General features: G+C 63.4%; 10 protein-coding genes. 3 read left to right on the plus strand and 7 right to left on the minus strand.

Going from position 1 to position 12,386, the window contains the following annotated elements; all coding sequences use genetic code 11:
* Positions 1 to 95 precede the first annotated feature (95 nt).
* The 7 genes from AC1DWA_RS18260 to AC1DWA_RS18290 are packed head-to-tail and all read right to left on the minus strand — an operon-like array spanning position 96 to position 8,990.
* On the minus strand, positions 96 to 683 hold the full coding sequence (locus AC1DWA_RS18260) for a hypothetical protein (protein ID WP_477846715.1): 588 nt from the start codon (positions 681 to 683) through the stop codon (positions 96 to 98).
* Complete coding sequence (locus AC1DWA_RS18265) at positions 680 to 2,254, minus strand: peptidoglycan DD-metalloendopeptidase family protein (protein WP_477846716.1); 1,575 nt, start codon at positions 2,252 to 2,254, stop codon at positions 680 to 682. The genes AC1DWA_RS18260 and AC1DWA_RS18265 overlap by 4 nt, the downstream gene beginning before the upstream one ends.
* Entirely contained in the window at positions 2,251 to 3,072 is an 822-nt protein-coding gene (locus AC1DWA_RS18270) for a hypothetical protein (protein ID WP_477846717.1), read from the minus strand. Before AC1DWA_RS18270 ends, AC1DWA_RS18265 begins: the two co-directional genes overlap by 4 nt.
* On the minus strand, positions 3,072 to 5,183 hold the full coding sequence (locus tag AC1DWA_RS18275) for a hypothetical protein (protein WP_477846718.1): 2,112 nt from the start codon (positions 5,181 to 5,183) through the stop codon (positions 3,072 to 3,074). The genes AC1DWA_RS18270 and AC1DWA_RS18275 overlap by 1 nt, the downstream gene beginning before the upstream one ends.
* A complete protein-coding gene (locus AC1DWA_RS18280) occupies positions 5,180 to 8,227 on the minus strand; it encodes an ATP-binding protein (RefSeq protein ID WP_477846719.1) in 3,048 nt (1,015 codons plus the stop codon). Before AC1DWA_RS18280 ends, AC1DWA_RS18275 begins: the two co-directional genes overlap by 4 nt.
* Complete coding sequence (locus tag AC1DWA_RS18285; RefSeq protein WP_024487967.1) at positions 8,224 to 8,622, minus strand: hypothetical protein; 399 nt, start codon at positions 8,620 to 8,622, stop codon at positions 8,224 to 8,226. Before AC1DWA_RS18285 ends, AC1DWA_RS18280 begins: the two co-directional genes overlap by 4 nt.
* A 41-nt stretch (positions 8,623 to 8,663) precedes the next feature.
* Positions 8,664 to 8,990 (minus strand): hypothetical protein, encoded by a 327-nt coding sequence (locus tag AC1DWA_RS18290; protein WP_073513654.1) that lies wholly within the window; start codon positions 8,988 to 8,990, stop codon positions 8,664 to 8,666.
* Positions 8,991 to 9,160: 170 nt separating this feature from the next.
* On the opposite strand from AC1DWA_RS18290, the gene AC1DWA_RS18295 reads away from it, so the two are divergent.
* The 3 genes from AC1DWA_RS18295 to AC1DWA_RS18305 all read left to right on the plus strand — a co-directional run bounded on the left by AC1DWA_RS18295 (position 9,161) and on the right by AC1DWA_RS18305 (position 12,366).
* Positions 9,161 to 9,502, plus strand: coding sequence for a hypothetical protein (locus AC1DWA_RS18295; protein ID WP_477916887.1), 342 nt, complete (start codon positions 9,161 to 9,163; stop codon positions 9,500 to 9,502).
* Positions 9,503 to 9,566: 64 nt separating this feature from the next.
* Positions 9,567 to 9,716 (plus strand): hypothetical protein, encoded by a 150-nt coding sequence (locus AC1DWA_RS18300; RefSeq protein WP_477916889.1) that lies wholly within the window; start codon positions 9,567 to 9,569, stop codon positions 9,714 to 9,716.
* Positions 9,717 to 10,263: 547 nt separating this feature from the next.
* On the plus strand, positions 10,264 to 12,366 hold the full coding sequence (locus AC1DWA_RS18305) for an FtsK/SpoIIIE domain-containing protein (RefSeq protein ID WP_477846720.1): 2,103 nt from the start codon (positions 10,264 to 10,266) through the stop codon (positions 12,364 to 12,366).
* Positions 12,367 to 12,386 lie beyond the last annotated feature (20 nt).

Consider the following 12,386-nt stretch of genomic DNA (forward strand, 5'->3'; position numbering starts at 1 on the left):
GTGTACAAGTAATATTCGACTGTATTCTTGAAGTCGTCTATCGACTGGATTTCGAAGGACGATCCTCCACTTCTTTGCGTCGGTGGATGGGCTATTTAGTACTGAATGGTGTCGATGCGCCACTGATCAACCTCCTTGGAGAGCGTGACCCACACGGTCGTTTCCGGTACAACAGGATTGGTCGCATCTCCGGTAATTACGGTCTGGCGGATGGTGGCGACTCGGCGGACGAGTGCATCGGTATCTGGTGGGCAGCCGGAGCAACCCACAGTCACATCGGCGACCACTTTGGCGTTGTCGGAGGCCCATTGTTTCCACTGTGCTCCTGGTCCTCGTTCGGTGTGCGTGTCGACGAGCAGGGTCTGTGCCAGGGTGTCGGTGAACCATTCCCGGGCGCGTGCGTATCCATTGGTGGGGCTACGGTCCGTTGCCGGGTACCAGGTGAACGCCACGGAAAGTGCCTGGCGAGCGATGTTTTCGGCTCGCTCCGTATCCGGATCTTCGGTGACGTCGATTGTTGTCGGAGCCGGCGAAGTCGAAATGGTCAGCGGCGCCGGTGCTGGGGCGATCTGTTCAGCTGTCTCGGTTTCCGTCTCGTTGCCCCAACCGAAGAGGAAGTACACCAGTCCACCGACGAGGAGGACAGCGACGGCAAGCAGAACCAGCTTGCGTGCGTTGCTCACAGAACCCTCCTGGCTTTCATATCGCTCTGCAGTGGAGCTTGTTTGACGACGTCCCCCGTAGTGGGAGCATGGATCATCTGGCCTCCGCCGATCGCGACGCCGACGTGCCCCGGACCTGTTCCGGCCCACGAACCGAACACCAGATCCCCGGCTTGTGCTTGGTCGATAGGGATCTCGACTCCGACGTTCCACTGCTGTTCGGATGTCCGGGGCAGGGTGATCTTGTTTCCACTTCCCTGGTAGATGGCGTAACTGGTCAGTCCGGAGCAGTCGAATCCACCGCCGGTGGTGCCGTTGATGTTGCCGCCGCCCCAGACGTACGGGGTGCCGAGGAATTGGCGGGCAGCGTCGACGACCTGCGATCCGGACGCCGAACCGGGCGAGACGATCAGTTCCCCGCTACCTCCGGGGGACGCGAACTCTGCTTCGTATGCAAGGACTTTCGCGACGTAGGGCTGTGTCTGGGTGGTGTAGTCACCGCCGCTGGGCATTCCGCCGGCATTCTTCACCGCGCCTTCACCCGCGTTGTAGGAAGCGATGTAGAGCGATTTCGGATCGCCCTTGACCGATCCGTCGGCAATCCATCCGTCGACCTGCGCCGCGATGGAGCAGAAGTATCGGCCCTGAGCCATGATCGCGTCCCCATCGTCCCAGATCGAGATCTTGCCGTTTCTGTCGTCGTCCTGGCCGTAAGAAGCAAATGTTCGCGGCATGAACTGCGTGACACCTTGCGCTCCACTGCCGGAGGTCAGGCCACGGGTCAAGCCGGATTCGGCTTTTGCATCTGCGGCCAACAGGGAGGGCTTGATCTGGGGGCAGATCGATCCGGCCTTGCGGAACCACGGTTCCATCTCCGGAGGAACGGATCCGGCTTTGAGATCGCCGCCACCTGCCACGCCGAAGTCGGCGCAGGCGATCGACGATGATGACGCGGCCAGCTCGATGGCAGGAGAATCACTGCCCGCTTCGCTGGCGGGGAAGGGGGCTTCGTCGAGCTTGGTCATCGGATCGACGGCGGTTCCGCCCTGCAGTCGTCCCCCGTCCCAGTATTCGAAATGCAGGTGTGCGCCGGTGGATTGGCCGTTGTTTCCGATGTTCGCGATGTGGTCGCCGGCCTTGATCTGCTGGCCTTCCGTGACGAGGACACCGTCGTCGAACATGTGGCCGTAGACGGTGCTCACGGGTTTGCCGTCGACGAGCGAGTCGAGCACGATCCAGTTGCCGAACCCGGATGCGGGCCCGGCCTTGACCGCGATGCCGTCGAGTGCCGCGTAGATCGGTGTCCCGACGGGGCCGGCGAAGTCGACGCCTTTGTGTTCGGTTCCCCAGCGAGGCCCGAACGGGGAAGTGAACGTAGTCGTTCCGTCCTTGGTTGGCTGGGTGATCGGTCCCGATGCTTTCAGTTCGGTGTTCCCGGTCGCCGAGGTGGCTTTGTCGTCCCCCTCGCTCGACGAGGTTCCGCCGCAACGGTTGTGGGGGATCACCGGCTGCTGGGTGCATCCGGACAGCCCCAGGATCGCGGCGGTGGCCGCGGTGACGGTCAGGGCCACCGCTGCACGGCGGCGACTCACAGCGTTCCTGGGAGCGGTGTGTCGAGGTCGGGAATCGGGATGGGGCCGGGGACGGGAACTGGTGCCGGTTCGAGGTCCGCCGAGGGAACAGCGACCGAGGTGGTCGATGTCGAGATAGTGCTCGGCGAGGACGTCGATGTCGGCGTCGTGGTGGTTGTAGCAGCTTCCGAGGTCGGTGGGCTCGCGAGGGAAGGTACGCCGAGCTTGTCGATCTCGCTGCGGTCGAGGGTGGGCAGCGGCGTCTGGATCTGCCATGTCGACCCCTTGTCGGTGCCCGATACTTTGAGCGTGATCCGCAGATTTCCGGCCTGCGTCGGGACGATGACCTGTACGGCGCTCTCGCCGCCGGTGCCGGCCACGATCTCACTGCGCGTCGGGCCGGTGATCGCGACCGGTACGAGCGGGCGGGCATTGACCACAGTCACGCCGGGCGCTTCGGCGGTGTGCACGCCCAGCTTGGTCTTCCATTCGCTGTTCGAGAGTGACTGATCGACGTAGACGTGCGCGTAGGCCATCGCTGTCGCCGGTGCGCTCTCGGCTACCGACGCGGTCGACTTGCCGGCAATGGAAGATTCGGTCACTTCGGTCAACTCGTAGCTCAGATCACCCGGGGTCGAGGACGCTGCTCCTGTCGTTGATGCGGTGGATGCCGGGATCTTCGAGGCGGTATTCGACGGAGCGGGGGACTGGCCGAACACTGCTCCCGCCACGAACAGCACACCGAACGCAGAGACGATCGTGATCGTCAGGTTGGTGCGTGAATAGAGAACCCACCGCCGGATCGGTGCTAGGACGGGATTGGCTGTGCTGGAGGGCATCAGCTGAACCTGTCGGTCGAATCGGACGAAGTGCCTGCTGAGGTCAACGACGGCGTCCACAGTCGTGCCGTCGACCGCGGAGGAGTCGACGAGTTCGAGCGCGTCGCGCCCGATCGAGGCATCGGAGTTCCGGTGGGGGCATCCCGCGAGGACGGAGTGAACACCTTCATCGGCGCGATACTCGACCGCGGACCCCCGTCCCATGTCTCACTCACCAACGAAGGGCTGCGCGGCGAACCGGCCTCGATTCCGACCAGCTGCCGAGCGACGGTGCGGCTAGGTTTGGCAGCGGGACCGGCGGTTTGTGGCCGATCCCACATGGGCCGCTTGGTGCCCGCAGAACTCTTGGCGGTATCGACGAGGCTTCCGCGCCGCACGTCCTGGGCGTCCCTCCGTGAATCCGTCAGACGCTGTTGACGATCCATCGTCTTGCGTGCCTCGACACGCGATTTGTCGACCTCGTGGCGACGTCGCTGATTCAACTCGCGCCCTTCCGGACGCACTGGTGTCACCGAATCCTTGTCGAGGTCACCACCGCGTTTGGTCGCCTTCCGAAGCGCTCCGACACCTTCCTCGACCATCGACGCCGCGGGACCGCCCACGACGGCGCTGCCGGCCTTGAAGAACTTTTGCTTCATCGACGTCTGCGCGTGACGAGCTTTGCGATTGAGTGCGCCGGCTTGGTTCTGGGTGAAGGTCTGAGTCATCCGTTTGAACGGCCGCATGATGAACCAGCACACCGCCGTCAAGATGACCATGAACCACAGCCGCCACGTGCCGTCGACGAGGCCGTTGTCGGTGTCGTACAGCTTGACCAGCGCCATCAGATACAGCGCGATGATGACTGCGCCGGCCACGCCCCACATGTAGGCGGTGGCGATCATGCGGCACACGCGAGAGAGGGTGCCGCCGTGTGCGGCGGCGATCGGAACCCAGATCGGTGCGAAGAGAATTGCGAGTCGAATAGCCAGTAGCGCAGTGAGTTTGAGGATGGATGCGCCGATCCAGAGGATGGAGGGCATGGCGAGTTTGATCATCGCCATGAACCCTGTGCCGGTGCGTCCGGAGTCTTTGCCCTGGAACTGATTGTAAGAAAGGTTCAAATCTTTCAGCTTCTCAACCAGATTATTCTCGAAATCCTCTCCTTTTTTGCTTGCAAGCTCACTTGCAGCCTCGTTGTCGCCGGACACGTTCTGCTGCTCCGCGTACGAAAATGCCAGGGTGTCGCGGAGCTTCGGTCCAAGTTGCAGTTCCTGGTCGTTGAAATTCGCGCCGAACCATCCCTTGCGCCAGTCGTCGAGGAAGATCTTGTCGATCAGCACATTGCGGGGGTCTCCGGTGTTTCCGGACACGGACAGCATCTGACCTTGTGTGTCGGTGATGACCGATCCGAAGGTGTCGTCGGCGACCTGGATGGCTTTTTGCGGTGCGCCGACGAACAGTGCTCCGATGGCCATTGCAGCCCCGGCGATCGCGACGGTGCGGGTCACGGCCGCGGCGTTTGATTTGAGGGCGTTCCAGGTGATGATCGTGGCGACCACGATCAATGCCACACCCAGCCACGTTCCGTAGACGCCGAGCATTCCGTTGGAGATCGAGGCGACGATCTGGTCGAACTGCACCATCGCTGGGGCGATCCCGGCCTCTTCGGCAGCTGCTCCGGTCTTGGTCTGGTCGTCGAGCCAGAATGCTGCAGCTGCGAATCCCTTGCCGATTGCGAGGAATGTGTTGCCCAGGGTGGTGTCCGCGACGGCGTCCGGTGCACGGACCAGGTCGTTGCCGCAGCCGAGGTCGTAGGTGTACCAGCGCAATCCGGCCCACCCGTAGGTTTCGTAGCCGGTGCCGCCCGGTTTCGGTTTGCGGTCTTTGCTCGAGGAATCGAACTCGGCAGCCATGACCGAGTTCGGGAACTCGGGGGAGGGGACGTCTTTGCAGTCGAATCCGCCGGCAGATGCGATCGGCCCAGCCGGGGCGACGAGGGGCACCAGCGCCAACGCTAGAACGGCGAGAACCCGCGCCAGATTGACGGTCAGCGCCCGAAGGCGCGATCGATGGGGGATTACTTCATTCAGCTCTGCAAAGGGTGGATTGAGCTGCCTGATGGTGTTCATGCGGCGCCGCCGAGCGCGTTCTTCGCCGACGAGGAATTCAGCGCCGCGAACACATGCGCGAGATGCACGTAGTGAATCCAGCTCGAACGCACCAGCTCCACGTCGTCGGCCATCCGGATCATCCAGCGCCGCGCTTCGTCCTGATAGGAGGTGTCGGTGTCTTCGTCGAGAGTGTCCTCGCCGCCGCTGCCCAGTTCAGCGAGGAACTGCTCGAACCCTTGCCCAGTGGGAAGTTTGAGCAGTTTCAGGGCACCTTCGATTGCATGCGGGTCACCGCCGACGTCACCGACGAACACCTCGTAGGTCAGTGCGGTCTTGTCGTCGCTGCCGTCCAATCCGAGGAAATCATCCGGGAGCTGCGAGCAGACCAGGGCGCGGACCTTGAATTTGCGTGAGTCGCGCGCGATTCGGAGGTTGAGGGTGCGGCCGGCGCCAGTGGATTCGAGGTATTTGTTTTCGTCGAGGAAGAGCACCTTGCGCACGTGGCGAGGCTTTTCGTAGACGAGTCTGTTCGCCAGCCACGCGGCCATGTGCATCAACGGCGCCGTCATCCGTTGCTGTGGTGTCCACTGCGAGGACGGCGTGCCTTCGGGCGGTAGCTGCAGGCCTGGCATCGTCAGGATCGTCAGGCGGATGTCGGCGTCGAATGCATCCGCTCCACTGCCGATCGTGCCTTCCTCCGGGAACAACACACGTGCCTCGGTCAGCTCCGACATCAGACTGAGCTGCTGGTACAGCCCGTTCGCGCAGGTTTTGACGGCTTGGTCCGGATCGCTCACTCCGATGGACTGGATCGCGGCCAAGACTTCTCGGAGGTTGTGGTTGCTGTCGCCGCCGACCATGTTCGCGGCCATGTGCAGCACGGGTTCTGTGTGCTCGAGATGCAGATGCCGTTCGGTGAGCATCATCTTGAGCACCGAGACGGCGACCTCGACGCGCTCGGCGGCGGCTGCACGCATATCCGCGTCGAACGTCGACTGCGCCGCCGCGAACGGATCGGCATCCCGGGCGAACTCGACGTTGCGGGCGTCGTACTCGGGATCGTCGCGACGTGGATCGGTGATCACGCGGTAGGGGTTCAAGGCGCCAGCGCGTGAATCGCGACCGGTGAGGGCGTAGACGCGGGCGATGTCGCGAAACTCCGGTAGACCGGCCAACGCAGCGAGCGGACCGGAGGGGTCGAGGACAACGCCGTGCGCGCCGGCCCTCACGGCTTGGTAGACGATCATGCCGGCCAGGAACGTCTTACCCGAACCGGGTACGGCGACGATCGGTGTCAGACCGGACTTGTGCTTGATCTCGTGCGCGGCGAACAGGTCCCAGATCACCGGGCGCGGCGAGATGGATCCGGTCTCGCCCAGGACGACGCCCCGGCGGTCACCGATCCGGTCACTGACAGTTGCCATTCCGGCGGCGACTGCTTCGACATCCATGTGCCGTTTGTTGGCGATGTTGGCTTGCGGCTCACCGGGTATGAACTCGCGCAGCAACTGGTATTGGCCGTGCTCTTGTTCGAGCGCGATGTGCGGGGAGTACATCTCCTGCAGATCGGAGACTTTCTGCCGCGCATCGTCGGGGTCGGTGCCGACCACCGCGAGGCGGTACCACCCGGTGGTTCGAGTCGAGAGTCCGGAATGGTCTTCTTCGACGTCGGAGATCACGTCCTGTGCGCGGGCGTGCTGCTCCGCCAACTCTTTCGGCGGGACCTGATCGTGTTCGACGGTGTAGTGGTCGAACTGCGATTCGATCTTGCCGGTCAGCGAGCGCATGGTGCGGATCGTTTTCGCTTTGTCGTGCAGCTCGATGCGATCGGACCATTCGAGAGGTTCACCGGACGGATCGCCGATGATCTGCCACGGCAACATCCGTTCCGGAATCGGTAGGGGAGCCATGCGGCCGATCGTCAGCACGATCACCACGCCGGTGTACTTGCGGCCGTCGACGACGCCGGAGACAGTGGTGTACCCGTCGCCTGGGGTGAGGGAGAGGTCGGTGAGGTCTTCGAGGGCGGCGACGTCGGTTTCTTCCCAATCTCCGGCGCCGGCGATCGCACCGCCAGCTTCCAGTGGCAGACCGATGGTCGCTGATCGGCGCAGCAAGTAGTCGATCGCGGCCGGTGTGGCCGGGGTTGCTTTCACACCGCGGCCGGACATGATTCGTTCGAGTGTGGCGAGGTGATCGGCAAGGGCCTTCTGCTCCCGTTCGAAGGCGTCGTCGGCCCAGCTGTTCACCCCGGTGCACACTCTGCCCAGCAGCGGCCAGTGAGCGAGGTGGCGCAGCATCCGGGCGGTCCAGTCCAACCCCTGGCCGAGTGAGGAGCGTTGCGGCAGTTCGATACCCCAGTAGCGGCCTTTGATCGTCGCGTTGGACCACAACATCGCATGCTGCTGCCCGCGCAGGTAGTCCGCCCATGACAGTGCGCCGGGAACATCGGGAATCGGGGTTGCCCACGTGTCGTGATCGACCGCCCACTGTGCGACGGGGAACGGGGTGCGCACGAGGCGGCGATGCAGCGTGCTGACGCCGGCCTTCTGCAGGTTGGTCAGGATGATCGCTTCGTCCTGGATGAAGCGGCGCTGCTTTCCGGTGGTGCGGAAATTCCACGGCCCCTGGCGTTGGACGAACCATGCAGTGGAGGTGGTCGCAGTGCGGGTGATGTTCGCTGATGTGCCGGTCAGTTTCAGGCGTACCGCTTTTCGTTCGCGGTCTGCACGTTTCTTCGCTGCGGCCTTGTCTCGATCTGTTGCCGACTTTGCCCGTTTCTTGCCTATGCGGCGACGCTGACGGCCGAGCGCTTTGTCTGCGACGTGGTCCGGATCGGTTGCAGGGGAGGTGCGGCTGTCGGTGGCGTCCTCGCCGTTGTCGTGTTCAGAACCATCCGGAGTGTGTGGGTGTTCGGCTTCGGACCACGCACGCGCCGGTTGCGGAGCATGTGACTGTACTGCTGCCCACGACGGAGGGAGGGCACCGGGAGGAATGACCGGAACCGGGTCGTCGAGCTTCGGATCGAACAGAGCCGCAATGTCGTTCTCGGGAAAGGTCATCGGTGATCCTCACCGTCGAGGCGAACAGGTACGACGGCAGGTTCTCCTGTAGTCAACCGCTGAGGTAGCGAGATGAACACGGGTGCACCGCGCTTCGGTGGGCGCGGTGCAACGAGGTCGTTGAGGGCGGCCTTGAGAACCGACCGCAGTGGGCGGTCCGGGGTGACGAACTTCGCGATCCGGGTAGTAAGCCACACCGTGATCACGGCCATCACCATCAGAGATTTAAATCCGAGCGGGACGTGCAGAATTCCGCGACCGATCACGAACACCACCACGAAAGCAACCACGCCGACGATGCCGGCGGTGTAGCGGATCCGCACGGGCAGTGGATAACCGGTCGGACCGAGGTAGTGCCGGTCCACGCGGTACATCAGGTCGTCGTTGTCGATCACCGAGCATCCCCTTCGAATGTTCTCTGCGCAGGCATCAGCGGTTAGGTCGAGATACCGACGAGCCCGAGAAGCCAATTGCCGATCCCCGTGGCCGCCGATTCCGATGTCGCGATACCGAGGTAGGCAAGCCCGAACAACCCGAGTCCACCGACGGTGAAGACCCGCGACAAATTGCCCTTGAGCCCACCGACGAGAACCACACACGCGAGGGCGATGAGGATGGTGAAGACGATGTTGTCCTTGATCCACGCGCGCAGACCACCGGTATTGACGTCCGTCGACTGCGCGAGTGTCACCGCGTCTGCGGCGAGCGGTGGATGCGTCGCCGGGATCGACACGTCGATCACGGTGGAAGCAAGAGAAAACATGAGCACTCTCCAACACAGTGGTGAAACCAGACCCCACGAATGTGGTTGTGCGGAAACGTAGAAGAGTGGTGGTAGGAATTTCAATGCGACCTGTGGATAACTTTTCGGCTCCGCGGTTGGCGGGTTTGTCGATCAGCGTTGGCGCGTGTCGTCGTGTGGAGTGTGGTCAGGTGTCGCGATTTATCCGTCGGGGATCTCTCGGTGCTCGCGGGGAACTACTTCGAGTGTTGGGCATGCGTGTCGACGTCGTGGTCTTCGCTGCGGGTGTCCGCGGAAGTCTTCCTCACACGCCGCCGGGAGCGTTCCTTGAGTGGAGCGGCAGAGGGTCGCGAATCGGCATGGTCGAAGGACCCGCCGCAGACCGTGGCGATCGACACATGTCTCCGTCGTTGTGCTTCGTGGTCTTCGTCCTCCTGAAGAACTTGGCGCAGAACCTTTTTCGGAACGTGTCCGCCAGCTGTGCGGGTGACCCCTGCTGGAGCTTGCTCAATGCACCCGTGCCGTGGTCATGATCTGAAGTTCGAAGAACAGTTCTTCACCATTGCCTGCGTGATGTGCATGCGCTGCATGCATAGCGTGTTCAGCACGCACACGCAGCAGGCCGCGCACCCCATGCTCAAAGAGTCCCGCATCGAGGGGCGTGCAGTGGTCGCGGACCGGGGCGAAATTCAGGGGCCCGATTCACTCTTCCCCTTCGGGGTCACTCCCCCGGCCCTTCGGGCCTAGGGGGAGTGTACTTGTCAAAATTGCTTCGCGCCAACATATTTCGATCAACTGCTGGTCAGGGTTCTGTTCGGAGTATCGCCAGGATCTTCCTGGCGCGGCGCCTGCCGCGGTGTCGTCGACACCGTTCTCGGCTGTTCGCGCACCGGGTTCTGTACCTCACGAAGCGAGTCGTTCGAGAGCCTGAAGGGGGTCCGCGAACCGTGGCGCAGGAAGACGAGAACCACCCGAGATGTACATCGTCGTCGGGCCCGCGGCGTAGGTGGTTGAACAAGTCCCCAAACGGTGTAGCGGCGATGTCGTCGCGGGTCCTGCGATCGGTAATGCGCAGCGTCACAACCAGAACCGTCTGCGGGTAGAGGCGGTGGGTGTCTATCGCGCCCCGGTATCACAGCTAGGGCATGTGATGCGCGCTCCAACCACGCACCCGCGAAAGAAGTTATCCACAGGCGGGTTGAGATTGCTTCCCGCGCTCTGTGACAGTGCACCCCCACACACACACCCACACGACGACCGTCGTGGACTGGATTCGAGCGAGAGGAGTAGACGGGTGAGCAGAAGCCAGCAGGACCCGCTCAAAGACTTTCTCGTCGACCTCTTCGGCTCCGACAAACCCCACGCGCGAACAGGCCAGGCGGGGGAGTTCGCCATCCGCCCGTACAGGGCGTGGGCGCCTTTCGCTGTCATTGCAACAACACTCGCGTTTCTCGCGCCGCGACTCCTCGAACTCGCCGAACAATTCGCGAACCCTCAGATCGGCAGCGCAGTCTCCGCAGTCCACGAGTATCGGTGGCCACTGGCCGCCCTCACTGTCTGCCTGCTTGCCTGCGATATCGCACGGTTCCTCACCCACCGTCACCGCGCCGGACTCGACGCCCAAATCCGGCAAAGCACCCGCCACACACCGGTCAAAATCACCACCGGATACCCGCCCGGCATCACCACCCTGCGCAACGCCACCATCACCCTTGCCCGCGGCGCCATCATCCGACCGAAAGAACTCGACGAATTCACCACCGCAGTAAGAGCTTCCGCGAGCCGGCGCACCAGCAAGTGGACCTACACCGTCGTCCACGACGCCCACCGCGACCGAATCCGCATCACCCGCACGCTGACTCAACCCGACCTCCGATCACCGCGGCACAAGGCACTGGCGAACTCTCTCAAAGACGGACCGCTGAAAGAGCCGGCCGTGAGCGTCGCCGCGCTCGACGGCGACGTCGAAACCGCCTTCAAGATCACCTTCACACCCACCCTCTCCAGCGGAGCACGCGGATTTCAGAAGAAGGTCGATGAAGCCCTCGCTGCCCTCGCCGGCGAGCACGAGTCCGGCCGCACCTGGGCCACCGACTGGTTTCCCTCCGAGGGCTACCTCCTGATGAGCCTGCGCGCCCCGCTGCCCACCCGCGTCGATCACCCTCTCGAACTCGTCGACGAGAACCTGCGCCACCTGCCCTACGCGACGGCAGCATCGGAGGTGAACATGTTCTGGGACATTTCCACCAAGTCGAACAAGCCTCACTGCCTGATCGTCGGGCCCACCGGCGGCGGCAAGACATCGGTGATCCGCACCCTGCTCACCGAAGCATCGCGACGAGGAATCCCGTTCCTGGGCGTCGACCCGAAAATGATCGAACTCGACGGACTCGAGGGCTACCCCGGGTGCGCCGCCATCGTCTACGACGCCGTCCGCTCCGCGATGCTCGTGCGTGCCCTGCACAGCGAAATGATGGCCCGCAACCACTACGTCCATGTGAAGAAGATCGAGCCGTCCCAACTTCCGCTGCTGATCGCCGTCCTCGACGAGTTCTTCATTCTTTCCGGCAAATGGCAGCGCCTCGCCAAAACCGGTGACGACGAAACCCGCGATCTCCTTAAAGAACTCGACCCACTGGGCGCGTGGGCCGATCTCGCTGTCCTTGCACGCTCTGCTGGTATCCGGCTCCTGCTCGGTGTGCAACGACCCGACGCGTCCCTCTTCGGCGGCGCCTCGGGCAACGCGCGCGACAACTTCGGCACCCGCATCTCCCTCGGCAACCTCTCGCAGGACGGCGCGATGATGTTGTGGGGCGACTCGCAGATCGGCCGCGAGATCGACACCTCGGTCCCCGGCCGCGGAGTCGCCCTCGGCAACGATGGTGTGCCCGTCGATGCGCAGATGTGGTGGACACCGAACGTCGACCCGCACCCCAACAAATGGAATCAACTCTCGACCTCGGAGAAGAAGATCATCGACGGGCTACGGCCCCAGCAGGAACCGCACATCGCGTTCTACTCGACCGAACTGCGCCACTTCGTCGAATCCGAACGCTCCGTCGCCGTCGCGGCCCGCGCCTACGGTCGAGCTCCCGAGCCCACCGTCCTCGGCCACCACGACGACACACCTGCCGTCGACGCAGGGGATGACTTCGCCGATGCGATACCCGCCTCCGCGGTCACGCAAGGAATGACTGTCCTCATCGACGACAGCCGCGGCAACGAGCACCCGGCAACCGTCGCAGCGGTCACCGTCATCCGCGACAAAGACAGCGGCGCCGTCACCGAAACGACCCTGACCTTCCATGGCACCGGACGGGTCAAGAACCACATCACCTACGGACCACACGAAGTCGTCCTGCTCCCCGAACCCGACACCACCGCACCCGCGACCTGACAACGGAGCCCCGACTTCGC

This window comes from Rhodococcus sp. P4_F3_2 (assembly GCF_056401335.1).